Origin of the sequence: Polynucleobacter sp. JS-Polo-80-F4 (genome assembly GCF_018881965.1) — a bacterium.
Taxonomy (GTDB): Bacteria; Pseudomonadota; Gammaproteobacteria; order Burkholderiales; family Burkholderiaceae; genus Polynucleobacter.
The window spans coordinates 859240-876829 of sequence record NZ_JACVPI010000001.1 but is presented as its reverse complement, the minus strand read 5'-3'; the positions used below and the strand labels follow the sequence as shown (position 1 = coordinate 876829).

8 protein-coding genes, 6 tRNA genes, 2 rRNA genes and 1 pseudogene are annotated in these 17590 nt (G+C 47.5%); all 17 read right to left on the bottom strand.

Annotated elements, in window-relative coordinates; translation table 11 throughout:
- Positions 1-156: 156 nt before the first annotated feature.
- Positions 157-4419: a DNA-directed RNA polymerase subunit beta' gene (rpoC, locus tag ICN20_RS04395; protein WP_216238312.1), complete on the bottom strand. Its 4263-nt coding sequence runs from the start codon at positions 4417-4419 to the stop codon at positions 157-159.
- Between the two features lies 1 nt (position 4420).
- The gene (gene rpoB, locus ICN20_RS04390; protein WP_216238310.1) at positions 4421-8521 is read right to left on the bottom strand and encodes a DNA-directed RNA polymerase subunit beta; all 4101 of its coding nucleotides are present in this window, start codon (positions 8519-8521) and stop codon (positions 4421-4423) included.
- Positions 8522-8747: 226 nt separating this feature from the next.
- Positions 8748-9122, bottom strand: a complete 375-nt coding sequence (rplL, locus tag ICN20_RS04385; protein ID WP_173941805.1) for a 50S ribosomal protein L7/L12 — start codon at positions 9120-9122, stop codon at positions 8748-8750.
- Positions 9123-9278: 156 nt separating this feature from the next.
- Positions 9279-9806, bottom strand: a pseudogene (rplJ, locus tag ICN20_RS04380) (50S ribosomal protein L10); the annotation flags it as partial.
- A 236-nt stretch (positions 9807-10042) separates the two neighbouring features.
- The gene (rplA, locus tag ICN20_RS04375) at positions 10043-10744 is read right to left on the bottom strand and encodes a 50S ribosomal protein L1 (RefSeq protein ID WP_071464433.1); all 702 of its coding nucleotides are present in this window, start codon (positions 10742-10744) and stop codon (positions 10043-10045) included.
- A 2-nt stretch (positions 10745-10746) separates the two neighbouring features.
- A complete protein-coding gene (gene rplK / locus ICN20_RS04370; protein WP_068320088.1) occupies positions 10747-11178 on the bottom strand; it encodes a 50S ribosomal protein L11 in 432 nt (143 codons plus the stop codon).
- Positions 11179-11325: 147 nt separating this feature from the next.
- Positions 11326-11898, bottom strand: a complete 573-nt coding sequence (gene nusG, locus ICN20_RS04365; protein WP_216152352.1) for a transcription termination/antitermination protein NusG — start codon at positions 11896-11898, stop codon at positions 11326-11328.
- A 7-nt stretch (positions 11899-11905) separates the two neighbouring features.
- Positions 11906-12283, bottom strand: a complete 378-nt coding sequence (gene secE, locus ICN20_RS04360; RefSeq protein ID WP_216238305.1) for a preprotein translocase subunit SecE — start codon at positions 12281-12283, stop codon at positions 11906-11908.
- Positions 12284-12303: 20 nt separating this feature from the next.
- Positions 12304-12379: transfer RNA gene (locus ICN20_RS04355), tRNA-Trp, on the bottom strand.
- Between the two features lie 27 nt (positions 12380-12406).
- The gene (gene tuf / locus ICN20_RS04350) at positions 12407-13597 is read right to left on the bottom strand and encodes an elongation factor Tu (RefSeq protein ID WP_071464430.1); all 1191 of its coding nucleotides are present in this window, start codon (positions 13595-13597) and stop codon (positions 12407-12409) included.
- A 64-nt stretch (positions 13598-13661) separates the two neighbouring features.
- Positions 13662-13736: transfer RNA gene (locus ICN20_RS04345), tRNA-Thr, on the bottom strand.
- Positions 13737-13757: 21 nt separating this feature from the next.
- A tRNA-Gly gene (locus ICN20_RS04340) sits at positions 13758-13831 on the bottom strand.
- Positions 13832-13836: 5 nt separating this feature from the next.
- Positions 13837-13921: transfer RNA gene (locus ICN20_RS04335), tRNA-Tyr, on the bottom strand.
- 105 nt (positions 13922-14026) lie between these two features.
- Positions 14027-14140, bottom strand: a 5S ribosomal RNA gene (gene rrf, locus ICN20_RS04330).
- Positions 14141-14246: 106 nt separating this feature from the next.
- Positions 14247-17120: ribosomal RNA gene (locus ICN20_RS04325) — 23S ribosomal RNA — on the bottom strand.
- Between the two features lie 268 nt (positions 17121-17388).
- A tRNA-Ala gene (locus ICN20_RS04320) sits at positions 17389-17464 on the bottom strand.
- 30 nt (positions 17465-17494) lie between these two features.
- Positions 17495-17571: transfer RNA gene (locus ICN20_RS04315), tRNA-Ile, on the bottom strand.
- Between the last annotated feature and the right edge of the window lie 19 nt (positions 17572-17590).

The following is a 17590-nucleotide window of genomic DNA, read 5'->3' as shown; positions in this document are numbered from 1 at the left end:
CTTTGTTGCTTTCTTCAAGAAAATCAATGACTTAGAGAATTTCTAGGTCAAAAAGACCCTCTTCTGAATCAGTAGAACTCAGCATTCTAGCTTGGCCAGCCTTTTCCGTCAACTTAATGGGGAAAAAACTGGCCATTTCTGGCCAGAATTACCAAATTAGCTCGGATCAGCCTCCCCAGCAGGAGCAACGACTTCAGCCTCGATTTCTACAGGCATATTGGCCATTGCTTCCTCTTCGGCGGCAATCATTTGAGCGCGATCACGCTCGAATTGCTCTCTGACCTTGCGTGCACGGCGATAAGACAAGCCAGTACCAGCAGGGATCAGACGACCAATAATGACGTTTTCCTTGAGGCCACGGAGTGTATCGGTCTTGCCCATAATTGCGGCTTCGGTCAATACACGGGTGGTTTCTTGGAAAGAAGCCGCTGAAATGAAGCTGTCTGTCGACAAGGATGCTTTAGTAATACCCAACAGTACGTTTTCGAACTGAGCTGGGCGCTTACCTGCAGCAATCACTAAATCGTTAGCGTCATACAGTTTTGAACGCTCAACTTGCTCACCAGTGATGTAGGCAGTATCGCCACCATCAGTGATTTGCACACGACGCAACATTTGACGCACGATCACTTCAATGTGCTTGTCATTAATCTTCACGCCTTGCAAACGGTAAACGTCTTGAACTTCATCAACAATGTAAATCGCCAACTCTTCAATACCGCGGAGAGTCAAGATGTCATGCGGATCGGCAGGGCCTTCCACAATCATCTCGCCCTTGTTCACAACTTGACCGTCATGAACAAGAACTTGCTTCTCTTTAGGAATCAAGAATTCATTGGCTTCGCCGTCCATATCGGTAATCACCAAACGCTGTTTACCTTTGGTTTCTTTACCGAAGGAAACTGTTCCAGTAACTTTCGCCAAGACAGCTGCATCTTTTGGTGAACGTGCTTCGAACAATTCTGCAACGCGTGGCAAGCCACCGGTAATGTCGCGAGTCTTCTGTGATTCGATTGGAATACGTGCCAATACTTCACCAACTTCGACCTTCTGACCATCTTTAACAGTAATCAGAGCGCCTACTTGGAGGCCAATGTTTACTGGGTGATCAGTACCAGCGATCATGACTTCGTTACCCTTGTCATCAACCAAGTTGATCATTGGGCGAACGCCTTTGCTTGCAGCAGAGCGACGTTTGCCATCAATAACCACCAAAGTGGAAAGACCAGTAACTTCGTCAACCTGCTTAGCAACAGTTACGCCTTCTTCAACGTTGTCGAAGCGAGCGATGCCAGCGTACTCAGAAATAATCGGACGTGTTAATGGATCCCAAGTCGCTAAGCTTGCGCCAGCCTTCACTGCTGCATCTTCTTTCAACAAGAGAGTTGCACCGTAAGGCACTTTGTGACGCTCGCGCTCACGACCATTCTCATCAACGATCAAGGCTTCGCCAGAACGTGAAATCACGATCTGCTCACCCTTCGCGTTCTTCACAACACGCATCGTGCCGGAGAACTTCAATGCACCGTTAGACTTGGCTTCAATATTGCTTGCAACCAATGCACGTGACGCTGCACCGCCGATGTGGAAGGTACGCATAGTCAACTGTGTGCCTGGCTCACCGATAGACTGAGCAGCGATAACACCAACCGCTTCACCAACGTTCACCAAACCACCGCGACCTAGATCACGTCCGTAGCACTTAGCGCACAAGCCAAAGCGAGTTAAGCAAGACAATACTGTGCGAACTTTAACTTCGTCGATACCCAATGCCACGATTTGATCAACATGATCTTCATCGAGCAAGGTGTCGTTCGGAACGATAACTTCTTGTGTGTCAGGGTGAACGATGTCACCGATACATACACGACCCAAAATACGATCGCGCAATGCTTCGATAATTTCGCCGCCTTCAACAAGCGCCTTCATTGTTACGCCTGAAGTTGCGCCGCAATCATCCTCAATCACCACGAGATCTTGAGTCACGTCGCACAAACGACGTGTCAAGTAACCAGAGTTCGCTGTCTTCAACGCTGTATCAGCAAGACCTTTACGAGCACCGTGGGTTGAAATGAAGTACTGCAATACGTTCAAGCCTTCACGGAAGTTCGCAGTAATTGGGGTTTCAATGATGGAGCCATCAGGCTTTGCCATCAAACCACGCATACCAGCCAACTGACGAATCTGCGCTGCAGATCCACGCGCACCAGAATCCGCCATCATGTAGATGGAGTTGAAAGATTCTTGACGAACAGTCTTACCGTTACGATCGAGTACGTCAACGTGTGACAACTCGTCCATCATCGCCTTACCAACTTGGTCGCCTGCGGCACCCCAAATATCAACCACGTTGTTATAACGCTCTTGATTGGTTACGAGACCTGACATGAACTGCTTGTCATACTCTTTAACCTTGGCAGAAGCCTCAGTGATGATGCGCTCTTTAGAAGTTGGGATCAGCATATCGTCAATCGCAACCGAGATACCAGCATTGGTCGCCAAGCGGAAACCAGACTGCAAGAGGCGGTCAGCAAAAATCACTGTTTCACGCAAACCGCACTTGCGGAATGATGTGTTGATCAAACGTGAGATTTCTTTTTTCTTCAAAGGCTTGTTAATTTCCTCGAAAGACATGCCTTTAGGCAAAATCTCAGACAAGATTGCACGGCCAACTGATGTTTGGTAGATCTTGGTCTTTTCAGCAAAACGGGCGTCGCCCTCTGCCTTCTTGTCCACAATCTCAAACTCAGTAATACGCACAGCAACACGAGAAGCCAATTCAACTTGACCTGCTTCGTATGCGCGCACTACTTCAGTAATGTTGGCGAAAACCATACCTTCGCCTTTACCGTTGATCTTGTCACGTGTAGCGTAATACAGACCTAACACCACGTCCTGTGAAGGAACGATTGATGGTTCGCCGTTAGCTGGGAACAATACGTTGTTCGAAGCCAACATCAATGTACGTGCTTCCATTTGCGCTTCGAGCGACAAAGGAACGTGAACCGCCATTTGGTCACCGTCAAAGTCCGCGTTAAATGCCGCGCAAACTAATGGGTGCAATTGGATTGCTTTACCTTCAATCAGCATTGGCTCGAAAGCCTGAATACCAAGACGGTGCAATGTAGGCGCACGGTTCAACATGATTGGATGTTCACGAATCACTTCTTCGAGAATGTCCCAAACGATTGGAGTCTGGCTCTCAACTTCTTTCTTCGCAGCCTTAATAGTGGTTGCAATTCCTAAAGTCTCAAGCTTGTTGAAAATAAATGGTTTGAACAACTCTAAAGCCATCAATTTTGGCAAGCCGCACTGATGCAATTTCAATGTAGGGCCAACCACGATGACTGAACGACCAGAGTAGTCAACGCGTTTACCCAACAAGTTTTGACGGAAACGACCGCTCTTACCTTTAATCATCTCAGCCAAGGACTTGAGAGGACGCTTGTTAGCGCCAGTCATAGCCTTACCGCGACGACCGTTGTCGAGCAATGAGTCAACCGCTTCTTGCAACATCCGTTTTTCGTTGCGAACGATGATCTCTGGTGCGCGCAACTCTAACAAACGCTTCAAACGATTGTTACGGTTAATAACGCGACGATAGAGATCGTTCAAATCGGAGGTAGCAAAGCGACCGCCATCCAATGGCACCAATGGGCGCAATTCAGGTGGCAATACTGGCAATACTTCCATGATCATCCAGTCAGGCTTAATACCTGAAGTCTGGAACGCCTCGAGCACTTTTAAGCGCTTAGCGTATTTCTTGATCTTGGCATCGCTACCAGTAGCTTTCAAGTCGGCACGAATAGTCTCTACTTCACGATCGATATCAATCGAACGCAAGAGATCACGAATACCTTCCGCGCCCATGATGGCGGTAAATGCACCGTCACCATACTCTTCAGTCTTAGCAATGTACTCGTCTTCAGACATGATCTGACCGCGCTTCATCGCGCCTTCAGGAGTCATGCCAGGATCAACCACTACATATGCCTCAAAGTAGAGAACGCGCTCGATATCACGTAATGTCATATCGAGAACCATACCCAAACGGGATGGCAAGGACTTCAAGAACCAGATGTGCGCTACAGGGGCTGCCAACTCAATGTGGCCCATGCGCTCACGACGTACCTTGGCGAGAGTTACTTCAACGCCGCACTTCTCGCAGATTACGCCACGGAACTTTAAACGCTTGTACTTACCGCATAAGCACTCGTAGTCTTTGGTTGGTCCAAAAATCTTGGCGCAGAACAAACCATCACGCTCGGGCTTAAAAGTCCGGTAGTTGATGGTTTCTGGTTTGCGTACTTCACCAAAAGACCATGAGCGAATTTTCTCAGGAGATGCGAGACCAATTTTGATGACATCAAACTGCTCTTCGCCCTGCGTTTGCTTAAATAAATCGAGCAATGCTTTCATATCAGTTGCGCTCCATGTCAATGTCAATACCCAACGAACGGATTTCTTTTACCAGCACGTTGAAGGATTCGGGCATGCCAGCATCAATCGTGTGCTCGCCCTTGACGATGTTTTCGTAAACCTTGGTACGGCCTGCGACGTCATCGGACTTCACTGTCAGCATTTCCTGCAAGACATATGAAGCACCGTATGCTTCGAGGGCCCAGACTTCCATCTCACCAAAGCGCTGACCACCGAACTGAGCTTTACCGCCCAATGGCTGTTGCGTTACTAAAGAGTAAGGTCCGGTTGAACGTGCGTGCATCTTGTCATCGACCAAATGGTGGAGCTTCAAGACGTGCATTACGCCAACGGTTACTGGACGCTCAAACTGATCGCCAGTACGACCGTCGCACAAAATCATTTGCTGACGTGATGGTGTCATCTTCAAAGATTTAGCAACATCTTCTGGATACGCCAACTCGAGCATGCGTCCGATTTCAGCTTCTGTAGCACCGTCAAACACTGGAGTAGCAAATGGCAAGCCTTGACGGAGATTCTCAGCCAAAACATTGATCTGCTCATCAGTGAAGTTGTCGATATCTTCAATGCGGCCTGTTTCGTTGTAAAGCTGTTTGAAAAACTTACGCAATTCAGCTTGCTTAGCATGTTCACGAACCATCTCGTCGATACGCTTACCAATACCTTGAGCCGCCCAACCTAAGTGGGTTTCCAAGATCTGACCAACGTTCATACGGGAAGGAACGCCCAATGGGTTCAAGACGATGTCTACAGGGCGTCCGTCAGCCATAAATGGCATGTCTTCTGCTGGAGCGATTTTAGAAACCACACCTTTGTTACCGTGACGACCGGCCATCTTGTCACCAGGCTGCAAGCGACGCTTAACTGCCAAGTACACCTTAACCATCTTCGTTACGCCAGGCTGCAAATCATCACCCTGGGTAAGTTTGGTGCGCTTCTCTTCAAAAGCTTCGTCAAACTGTTTACGTTTCGCTTCGATAGAAGACTTGATTGCTTCAACTTGTGAGGCAACTTCGTCATCCGCTGGACGAACATCAAACCAATGGTATTTGTCTAAATCAGCAAGGTATTCCTTGTCGATCTTTGTGCCCTTAGCTAATTTCTTAGGGCCGCCGTTAGCAACTTTGCCAATCAACAGCTTTTCTAAACGCATGAAGGCATCGCCCTCAACAATACGCAACTGGTCGTTCAAGTCCAAACGATAGCGTTGTAATTCTTCCTGAATGATTGACTGTGCACGGGCATCGCGCTCAATACCTTCACGAGTGAAGACCTGAACATCGATAACAGTGCCGATCATTCCTGATGGAACGCGCAAAGAAGTATCTTTAACGTCAGATGCTTTTTCACCGAAGATCGCACGGAGGAGCTTCTCTTCAGGAGTGAGAGTAGTCTCGCCCTTAGGAGTTACCTTGCCAACCAATACGTCGCCAGCTTCAACTTCAGCACCGATGTAAACAATACCGCTCTCATCCAAACGGGAGAGTTGTGACTCTGCCAAATTGGAAATATCGCGAGTAATTTCTTCTGAACCAAGTTTGGTATCACGCGCAACTACTGACAACTCTTCAATATGAATAGAGGTGTAGCGGTCGTCAGCAACAACTTTCTCAGAGATCAAGATTGAATCTTCGAAGTTATAACCGTTCCATGGCATAAATGCCACAGTCATGTTTTGACCCAAAGCCAATTCACCCAAATCGGTAGATGCGCCATCAGCAACTACGTCGCCGCGGACAACACGATCACCCGCTTGAACGATTGGACGTTGGTTAATGTTGGTGTTTTGATTTGAACGGGTGTACTTGATGAGGTTATAAATATCCACACCAACTTCACCAGCAGCTGTCTCATCATCGTTTACACGAATCACAACACGGTTAGCGTCAACATAATCAACGATACCGCCACGGGACGCCAAAATAACTGTACCGGAGTCGACTGCAACAATACGCTCTAACCCTGTACCAACTAATGGCTTATCTGGACGTAAGCAAGGAACCGCTTGACGCTGCATGTTCGCACCCATCAACGCACGGTTCGCATCATCATGCTCTAAGAATGGAACGAGTGAAGCAGCAGCAGAAACGATCTGGCTAGGAGCAACGTCGATGAAATCGATGCGCTCTGGGCTAACCATCATGGTCTCACCAGCTTGACGCGCTGAAACCAATTCGTCGGCCAACTTACCGCTCTTGTCGATTGTTGCATTTGCCTGAGCAATCACATACTTTGCTTCCTCAATCGCAGAGAGGTAAACCACTTCATCGCTTACCTTGCTATTGGAAACCTTACGGTATGGAGTTTCTAAGAAACCATGCTCATTCAAACGCGCAAATAACGCGAGTGAGTTGATCAAACCAATGTTTGGTCCTTCTGGAGTTTCGATTGGGCAAACACGTCCGTAGTGGGTTGGATGCACGTCACGCACTTCAAAGCCTGCGCGCTCGCGTGTCAAACCACCAGGTCCCAATGCAGAAATACGACGCTTGTGCGTGATCTCTGAAAGTGGGTTGGTTTGATCCATAAACTGGGACAACTGTGAAGAACCGAAGAACTCACGAATCGCAGAAGAGATTGGCTTGCTGTTAATCAAGTCATGCGGCATGAGGTTTTCTGTTTCGGCTTGGCCGAGACGTTCTTTAACCGCACGCTCAACACGTGACAAACCTGCACGGAATTGGTTTTCTGCCAATTCACCAACGCAACGTACACGACGATTACCTAAGTGATCGATATCGTCTACTTCGCCTTTGCCGTTACGCAAATCTACGAGGGACTTAATAGTGTCGAGAATATCTTCGTTCGACAGAACCATTGGACCTTCCATTTCTGGACGGTTCAAACGGCTGTTGACCTTCATACGGCCTACGCGTGACAAATCGTAAGTATCTTCGTTGTAGAACAAGCGCTGGAACAAGGCTTCAACAGCATCTTCTGTTGGAGGCTCACCAGGACGCATCATGCGGTAGATGGCGATACGTGCAGCCATTTGATCCGCGGTTTCATCAGTACGTAATGTCTGTGAAATGTACGCACCAGAATCCAAATCATTGGTGTAGATTGTTTCTAATTGCTTGATACCTGCATCGCGTAATGTAGCCAATACTTCTTCAGTGATTTCATCATTAGCGTAAGCCAAGATTTCACCAGAATCTGGATCAACAATATTGCGTGCAACCACGCGACCAATTAAATAGTCATCTGGTACGGCGATCGTTTTTGTCTTAGCGGCTTCGAGTTCGCGGATGTGCTTTGCATTGATACGCTTGTCTTTTTGAATGACTACAACGCCATTCTTGTCGAGCACATCAAAGCTGGCTAACTGACCACGCAAACGCTCTGGCACAAATTCCATTGAGCCGCCGTTAGCAGTCAATGAGAAATGGTCAAAGTTAAAGAAGTTAGCAAGAATCTGTTCGTTGTTTAAGCCAATTGCTTTGAGCAAAATGGTGACAGGCATCTTACGACGACGGTCAACGCGGAAATAGAGAATATCTTTTGGATCAAACTCGAAATCGAGCCATGAACCACGGTAAGGAATGATGCGTGCTGAGAACAGCAACTTACCTGAGCTATGTGTCTTGCCCTTGTCGTGCTCAAAGAACACGCCTGGGGAGCGGTGCAACTGAGAAACGATCACGCGCTCAGTACCGTTGATCACAAAAGAGCCATTTTCTGTCATGAGTGGAATTTCACCCATGTAGACTTCGCTCTCTTTTACCTCTTTAACCTTAGTAGGCGCTTCGCGATCATAAATAATCAAGCGAACTTTTGCGCGTAAGGCAGAGTGGTATGTGTAACCACGTTGTTGACATTCTTTAACGTCAAATGGTGGCTGTGATAACTGGTAAGACACGTATTCCATACGTGCATAGCCGTTGTTAGACACAATTGGGAACGCTGATGTAAAGGCAGCTTGAAGTCCCTCAGTAAGGCGAGACATTGCTGGCTTTTCAGCCTGTAAAAATTTAGCGTAGGATTCCAGCTGCGTTGCGATCAGGTACGGAACCTGGTGGTTGTTTACTCGCTTAGCAAAGCTTTTACGGACTCGCTTGCGTTCGGTGAAGCTATAGTTCATTTCATCTCCGAATTCAGCGACTGTACAAAGATTTGGCGATTGGCCACTACCAATCACTGGCGGACAACACTAAATCGAAAGATCCAGTGTCCGACCAAACTTGCATTCTGCAGTCGTATCAGAAGGCAAACCCGATTTCAATCAGAAATGAAATCGGGTTTGACCTCTAAAGATCAAACCCAACGTAACTAACGACTCCTTTTGGGAGGCGTTAGAAAAGTTTGTGTTACTTGATTTCTGACTTAGCGCCTGCTTCGTCAAGCTTCTTCTTAGCTTCTTCAGCTGTCTTCTTATCAACAGCTTCTTTGATTGGCTTCGGTGCACCGTCAACCAAGTCCTTAGCTTCTTTCAAGCCAAGACCAGTAATTTCGCGAACTGCCTTAATTACTGAAACCTTGTTTGCGCCAGCTTCGAGCAAGTTAACAGTGAATTCTGTTTGCTCTTCAGCAGCAGCGCCGCCAGCTGCACCGGCAGGACCAGCAACAGCCATCGCTGCAGCTGAAACGCCAAACTTCTCTTCGAACGCCTTAACCAAGTCGTTCAAATCCATAACGGACATGCTACCTACTGCATCAATGATTTCTTCTTTAGTAATCGCCATTTTTAGCTCCTAATACTTAAATAGTTAATCTGTCGCTTATTCAGCGGCAGGGGTTTCTTTTGCTTCTGTTCCAGCTTCTGGGGCTGCGGCTGCAGGCTCAGCGGCTGCTTCAGGAGCTGCGGCTTCAGCAACTACTTCTGCTGGGGCTGCTGCTTCTGCTGCAGGTGCTGCCACTTCGGCTACCGGAGCAGGTGCTCCTGCGGCTTTCTGTGCTGCTACTGCGCCCAATACGCGAGCCATAGCAGAAACTGGGGCCAACATGACACCCAACAACTGAGATAACAACTCGTCGCGGCTTGGAATAGACGCGAGGGATTTAACGCCCGCTACGTCCAACAACTTGCCGTTATATAAGCCAGCAGTAATGACTAGCTTGTCTTGAGTCTTAGCAAAGTTCTGCAATACTTTTGCCGAAGCAATCGGATCAGCAGAGATGCCGTAGATCAAGGGGCCAACCATCGAATCAGCAAGAGGCTCAAACTGTGTGCCTTGTGCAGCACGGCGTGCCAATGTGTTCTTCAAAACGCGAAGATATACACCTTGGTCACGTGCGCTAGCACGTAGCTTTGTCAACTGCTCTACTGGAATACCACGGTATTCAGCGAGCACGACTGTTTGAGCTCCAGCCAATTGAGCGCCGACATCAGCAACAATCGCTTTTTTGTCTTGTACATTCAAAGGCACGGTTTAACTCCTAAAAAACCAACTGTTTCCAGTTGGGGTTACACACCAGCGTCTGATCATTTGTTCACAAGGTTCTTGTGAAAATCTTTTCAGGGTCGCCATCTGCGCTGGCTATTACTTTCGTAACGATTAAGAATTAACTCTTTACAAGCAATTAATCCACCAACGGTCTTTGATGTTCGACTCCCACCCAAAGAGTGCGAGTCGACCCAAAGTTCTTTTTTGTTACAAGCTAATTAAGCTGCTGCCTGTAACGATGCTTGGTCTACGCGTACGCCTGCACCCATGGTGCTGCTTACGGCAACCTTCTTTAAATAAATACCCTTAGATGCAGGCGGCTTAGCTTTATTCAAAGCCTCGAGCAATGCGAGCAAGTTGGATTTCAATGCAGTTGGCTCGAATGAACGACGGCCAATGCTTGCGTGCACGATACCGGCTTTGTCCACACGGAACTGAACTTGACCGGCTTTTGCATTTTTAACTGCAGTAGCAACGTCAGGAGTCACTGTTCCAACTTTTGGATTCGGCATCAAACCACGTGGGCCCAATACTTGACCTAAAGTACCAACAATTTTCATTGTGTCTGGAGATGCGATCAAAATATCAAAATCAATTTTGCCGCCTTTAATTTGTTCAGCAAGCTCTTCCATGCCAACGATTTCTGCGCCAGCGGCTTTAGCTTGTTCAGCCTTCTCGCCTTGTGCAAAAACAGCAACACGAACATGCTTACCTGTACCAGCTGGGAGCACTACTGCGCCACGCACAACTTGGTCAGATTTCTTAGCATCAATACCCAACTGAACTGCAACGTCGATTGACTCATCAAACTTAGCAGTTGCACACTCTTTAACGAGGTTCAATGCATCGTCTAATGAATAAAACTTATTGCGATCAACTTTAGATTGAATTGCTTTAACGCGTTTAGATAATTTAGTCATGATTAGAGACCTTCCACAGTGATGCCCATGGAACGGGCGCTACCAGCGATTGTTCTAACAGCTGCGTCCATATCGGCTGCTGTCAAATCTGGCATTTTTGCTTTAGCGATTTCTTCCGCTTGAGCACGAGTAATTGAACCCACTTTATCGGTATGAGGACGTGGTGATCCTTTTTCAATCTTCGCAGCCTTCTTAATCATGATGGTTGCTGGAGGAGTCTTCATGATGAACGTGAAGCTCTTATCAGCGAACGCTGTAATCACGACTGGAATTGGCAGGCCAGGTTCCATGCTCTGAGTTTGAGCATTGAACGCCTTACAGAATTCCATAATGTTAAGACCGCGTTGACCCAATGCTGGACCTACGGGTGGTGATGGATTTGCTTTACCTGCAGGGATCTGCAGCTTAATAAAGCCAATAATCTTCTTTGCCATGTGTGCTCCTTAAAGCGCGCCTAACCTCATTAGGAAAGACCGCTGTTGAGTAAACGCTTCGCTAGTTTTTGGCTATCTAGCTCCGCTCCTCGGTTATTGCTAACCACTTAACTACCAACTACTAAAACCAGGACTAAGTCCTTGTTTTTACATCTTTTCTACCTGGCCGAACTCCAGCTCAACTGGGGTACCGCGGCCAAAAATTGTAACAGAAACGCGCAATCTTGACTTCTCATAATTGACTTCTTCGATATTTCCGTTGAAATCAACAAATGGGCCTTCTTTAACTCGCACGATCTCGCCAACCTCAAACAGGGTCTTAGGCTTAGGTTTATCTACCCCAGCCTGCATTTGATCCATGATTTTGGCTACTTCAGCGGTAGAAATAGGGCTTGGACGGTTACGAACGCCGCCTACGAAACCAGTCACTTTTGGCGTGTTTTTCACCAAATGCCAGCTCTCGTCGGTCATTTCCATCTCAATCAGCACATATCCTGGGAAAAAACGACGCTCAGAAACTGATTTTGTACCGGATTTGATCTCCACAACTTCTTCGGAAGGGACCAAAATACGGCCAAATTTCTCAGGCATTCCAGAGCGCGCAATCCGCTCTTCGAGGCCTTTTTTCACGCTCTTTTCCATTCCAGAATAAGCATGGATAACGTACCAGCGCATATTGCCGGTAGCTTGTGGATTTGTAGCTACTTCAGAATCAATCATTTTTTACTCACTTCCAGCCCAAAAAGACTGAAAAAACTAGCCATTCAATCAATTTGTCTGCAATCCACAAAAACAAGGACATGATCAGAACAAAGCCAAATACGACTAGAGTCATTTGGGTAGTCTCTTTACGAGTTGGCCAAACAACCTTTTTTACTTCATACCAAGAATCTTTTGCATAGGCGATAAAACGACGCCCATCAGGAGAAATCGCCACAATCAAAACTGCAGCAGCAATACCGCCAAACAAAACGGCAAGACGAATCAATATAGATTGGTCCGCAAGCGTGTAGTAAAGAACTAACGCTGCAACGACGATTAAAGCAGCGAGTACAGTGACCCAGCTGCTTTTTTCTTCAGTATGACTTGCTGTTTGATGAGACATTTTGCTTTCAGTTCAAATCGTGGCAGGGGCGGAGGGCATCGAACCCCCAACCTTTGGTTTTGGAGACCAACGCTCTGCCAATTGAGCTACACCCCTTTATAAAAACTAATTAATACCGACTACTTAAGCCAAAATCTTTGCAACCACGCCGGCGCCAACAGTACGGCCACCTTCACGGATCGCAAAACGTAAACCTTCTTCCATCGCGATTGGGGCGATGAGTTTTACGGTAATCGTGACGTTATCACCAGGCATAACCATTTCTTTGTCTTTTGGCAACTCGATTGAACCAGTTACGTCCGTTGTACGGAAGTAAAACTGTGGACGATAGTTGTTAAAGAATGGTGTATGACGGCCACCTTCATCTTTACCCAAGATGTAAACCTCGGCTGTAAAGTGAGTATGTGGAGTGATTGAACCTGGCTTAGCCAATACTTGGCCGCGCTCAACTTCTTCACGTTTTGTACCGCGTAACAAGATACCAACGTTATCGCCTGCTTGACCTTGGTCGAGCAATTTGCGGAACATTTCAACACCAGTACAAGTTGTCTTGAGTGTTGGCTTGATACCGATGATTTCGATCTCTTCACCCACTTTAACGATACCGCGCTCGATACGGCCTGTAACTACAGTACCGCGACCAGAGATAGAGAACACGTCTTCTACTGGCATCAAGAACGCACCGTCAACAGCACGCTCTGGAGTTGGGATGTAGGTATCTAATGCTTCAGCCAATTTCATGATGGCTTCTTTGCCCAATGGGCCTTCGTCGCCTTCAAGCGCTAACTTAGCAGAACCTTGAATGATTGGTGTGTCATCGCCAGGGAAGTTGTACTTAGATAGAAGCTCACGAACTTCCATTTCAACTAACTCGAGCAATTCAGCATCGTCAACCATGTCGCACTTGTTCAAGAATACGACGATGTAAGGAACACCAACTTGGCGTGCCAAGAGGATGTGCTCACGTGTTTGTGGCATTGGGCCGTCAGCAGCAGAGCAAACTAAAATTGCGCCGTCCATCTGAGCAGCACCAGTAATCATGTTCTTAACGTAGTCAGCATGTCCTGGGCAGTCAACGTGTGCGTAGTGACGGTTTGCTGTCTCGTACTCAACGTGCGCAGTATTAATCGTAATACCACGTGCTTTTTCTTCTGGAGCAGCATCGATCTGATCGTATGCTTTAGCTTCGCCACCGAATGCTTTAGAAAGCACGGTTGCAATTGCTGCTGTCAATGTGGTTTTACCGTGGTCAACGTGACCGATGGTGCCTACGTTTACGTGCGGTTTTGTCCGCTCGAATTTTTCTTTTGCCATTTTTAATCTGCCTTTAGTTAGCTCTTAAACCAAACACGAAATACACAATTAATAAAATCAAACATGGTGCCCATGGGCAGGATCGAACTGCCGACCTCTCCCTTACCAAGGGAGTGCTCTACCACTGAGCCACATGGGCGAAATCTAATGCAACAAATTCTGGAGCGGGATAAGAGAATCGAACTCTTGACCGAAGATTGGAAATCTGCTGTTTTACCATTAAACTAATCCCGCACATCTGGTGGAGGGGGTAGGATTCGAACCTACGTAGGCATAGCCAACAGATTTACAGTCTGCCTCCTTTAGCCGCTCGGACACCCCTCCGCGAACCCAATATTCTGACTCCAAATGGAGTTTCTGTCAATATCTCTAAACGCTTTGCACAAGTAAAAACGCCCAGACCTAAGAGGGTCTGGGCGTCGCATTGGTGCCCGGCAGTTACCTACTTTCACACGGGTAATCCGCACTATCATCGGCGTAAAGTCGTTTCACTGTCCTGTTCGGGATGGGAAGGAGTGGTTCCAACTTGCTATGGTCACCGGGCGTAGAGGGTCGAGTTGCTGATTAAATCAACAACTCTATTTGAGTAAGCATGTAATAAGGATGCAGATTAAATCTGGCAAACATCCAACACAATAGTGCTGGTTATAGGATCAAGCCTAACGGGCAATTAGTATCGGTTAGCTTAATGCATTACTGCACTTCCACACCCGACCTATCAACGTTGTGGTCTTCAACGACCCTTTATGTAGGTTAAACCTACGGGAGATCTCATCTTCAGGCAAGTTTCCCGCTTAGATGCTTTCAGCGGTTATCTCTTCCATTCATAGCTACCCTGCGATGCTTCTGGCGAAACAACAGGTACACCAGCGGAATGTCCACTCCGGTCCTCTCGTACTAGGAGCAGCCCCCGTCAAATCTCCAACGCCCATGGCAGATAGGGACCAAACTGTCTCACGACGTTTTAAACCCAGCTCACGTACCTCTTTAAATGGCGAACAGCCATACCCTTGGGACCGGCTACAGCCCCAGGATGAGATGAGCCGACATCGAGGTGCCAAACACCGCCGTCGATATGAACTCTTGGGCGGTATCAGCCTGTTATCCCCAGAGTACCTTTTATCCGTTGAGCGATGGCCCTTCCATACAGAACCACCGGATCACTATGACCTGCTTTCGCACCTGCTCGACTTGTCGGTCTCGCAGTTAAGCACGCTTTTGCCATTGCACTTTAGGTACGATGTCCGACCGTACCAAGCGTACCTTCGTACTCCTCCGTTACACTTTGGGAGGAGACCGCCCCAGTCAAACTGCCTACCATGCACTGTTCCCGACCCGGATAACGGGCCAAGGTTAGAACCTCAAATAAATCAGGGTGGTATTTCAAGGTTGGCTCCAACAGAACTAGCATCCTGTTATCAACGCCTCCCACCTATCCTACACAGACCGATTCAAAGTCCAATGCAAAGCTACAGTAAAGGTTCATGGGGTCTTTCCGTCTAGCCACGGGTAGATTGCATCATCACAAACATTTCAACTTCGCTGAGTCTCAGGAGGAGACAGTGTGGCCATCGTTACGCCATTCGTGCAGGTCGGAACTTACCCGACAAGGAATTTCGCTACCTTAGGACCGTTATAGTTACGGCCGCCGTTTACTGGGACTTCAATCAAGAGCTTGCACCCCATCATTTAATCTTCCAGCACCGGGCAGGCGTCACACCCTATACGTCCACTTTCGTGTTTGCAGAGTGCTGTGTTTTTATTAAACAGTCGCAGCCACCTTTTTATTGCAACCCTTTCGTCCTCCCCTTGTACAGGGTCAAACTACCAGGGCGTACCTTATCCCGAAGTTACGGTACAAATTTGCCGAGTTCCTTCTCCTGAGTTCTCTCAAGCGCCTTAGAATACTCATCTCGCCCACCTGTGTCGGTTTGCGGTACGGTCTTGTTAGACTGAAGCTTAGAGGCTTTTCTTGGAACCACTTCCAATTGCTTCGCGAATAAATTCGCTCGTCTCACGCCCTTGAATTACGCTACCGGATTTACCTAATAGCCATCTCCAACGCAAGAACCGGGACTTCCAACACCCGGACAACTTTCCGCGATCCGTCCCCCCATCGCATCTAACAATGGTCAAGGAATATTAACCTTGTTCCCATCAGCTACGCATCTCTGCCTCGCCTTAGGGGCCGACTCACCCTGTTCCGATGAACGTTGAACAGGAAACCTTGGGCTTACGGCGAGGGGGCTTTTCACCCCCTTTATCGCTACTCATGTCAGCATTCGCACTTCTGATACCTCCAGCATCCTTTACAAGACACCTTCACAGGCTTACAGAACGCTCTCCTACCATCACATTGCTGTGATCCGCAGCTTCGGTTATATGCTTAGCCCCGTTACATCTTCCGCGCAGGACGACTCGATCAGTGAGCTATTACGCTTTCTTTAAAGGATGGCTGCTTCTAAGCCAACCTCCTGACTGTTTTAGCCTTCCCACTTCGTTTCCCACTTAGCATATATTAGGGACCTTAGCTGGCGGTCTGGGTTGTTTCCCTCTTGACACCGGACGTTAGCACCCGATGTCTGTCTCCCGTGCTTGCACTTGTAGGTATTCGGAGTTTGCTATGGCGCAGTAATCCGCAATGGACCCCACTACCATGACAGTGCTCTACCCCCTACAGTGATACACGAGGCACTACCTAAATAGTTTTCGGAGAGAACCAGCTATTTCCAGTTTTGTTTAGCCTTTCACCCCTATCCACAGCTCATCCCCTAACTTTTCAACGTTAGTGGGTTCGGTCCTCCAGTACGTGTTACCGCACCTTCAACCTGGCCATGGATAGATCAACTGGTTTCGGGTCTACACCCAGCAACTAGCGCCCTATTCGGACTCGCTTTCGCTACGCCTTCCCTATTCGGTTAAGCTTGCTACTGAATGTAAGTCGCTGACCCATTATACAAAAGGTACGCAGTCACCCCTTACGAGGCTCCTACTGTTTGTATGCACACAATTTCAGGATCTATTTCACTCCCCTCCCGGGGTTCTTTTCGCCTTTCCCTCACGGTACTTGTTCACTATCGGTCGATTACGAGTATTTAGCCTTGGAGGATGGTCCCCCCATATTCAGACAGGATTTCACGTGTCCCGCCCTACTTGTCTCTAGCCTAGTACCACTCAATAATTTTCACATACGGGACTATCACCCTTTATTGTTGGACTTTCCATTCCATTCTGTTAATTACTGAGATATCACTAGAAGGCTCTTCCCATTTCGCTCGCCACTACTCTGGGAATCTCGGTTGATGTCTTTTCCTCTTGCTACTTAGATGTTTCAGTTCACAAGGTTCGCTTCTCATACCCTATGTATTCAGGTATGGATACCACAAAAGTGGTGGGTTTCCCCATTCAGAAATCCCCGGATCAAAGCTTATTTACCAGCTCCCCGGGGCTTATCGCAGGTTATAACGTCTTTCGTCGCCTGTAATCGCCAAGGCATCCATCATGTGCACTTATTCACTTGATCCTATAACGAGCACCATTGCTAGTAACCGTTATAGGTTTTACTTCTACTTCTGACATGTTTGCCGTAATCCAAACTGTAAGTACTTTGTTAAGAACTTGGTAAAACTCGTTTGTATTACTGATTGATGATTCAATCTTTACCCTTATTACATTGTCAAATGTCCTCTCAAAGAAACATTTGACACTTTGCTTACTCAAATTTTTAAAGAACAGCCATAAATGGCAAAACTAAACAATCGTTAAATCGCTTAGTTTTGACATTTAGATGATGGTGGAGGATGACGGGATCGAACCGACGACCCCCTGCTTGCAAAGCAGGTGCTCTCCCAGCTGAGCTAATCCCCCAACGTCCCACTAAGTCTTGTTTCTGGCTGGTGGTGGGTCTGGTAGGACTTGAACCTACGACCCCTGCGTTATCAACACAGTGCTCTAACCAGCTGAGCTACAGACCCGTGGCTTTTATTGTCAACC

What these genes read in the sequence shown, in the direction of transcription:
- rpoC (WP_216238312.1), bottom strand. Translation starts at nt 4,419, where the DNA reads ATGAAAGCATTGCTCGATTTATTTAAGCAAACGCAGGGCGAAGAGCAG.
- rpoB (WP_216238310.1), bottom strand. Translation starts at nt 8,521, where the DNA reads ATGAACTATAGCTTCACCGAACGCAAGCGAGTCCGTAAAAGCTTTGCT.
- rplL (WP_173941805.1), bottom strand. Translation starts at nt 9,122, where the DNA reads ATGGCGATTACTAAAGAAGAAATCATTGATGCAGTAGGTAGCATGTCC.
- rplA (WP_071464433.1), bottom strand. Translation starts at nt 10,744, where the DNA reads ATGACTAAATTATCTAAACGCGTTAAAGCAATTCAATCTAAAGTTGAT.
- rplK (WP_068320088.1), bottom strand. Translation starts at nt 11,178, where the DNA reads ATGGCAAAGAAGATTATTGGCTTTATTAAGCTGCAGATCCCTGCAGGT.
- nusG (WP_216152352.1), bottom strand. Translation starts at nt 11,898, where the DNA reads ATGATTGATTCTGAAGTAGCTACAAATCCACAAGCTACCGGCAATATG.
- secE (WP_216238305.1), bottom strand. Translation starts at nt 12,283, where the DNA reads ATGTCTCATCAAACAGCAAGTCATACTGAAGAAAAAAGCAGCTGGGTC.
- tuf (WP_071464430.1), bottom strand. Translation starts at nt 13,597, where the DNA reads ATGGCAAAAGAAAAATTCGAGCGGACAAAACCGCACGTAAACGTAGGC.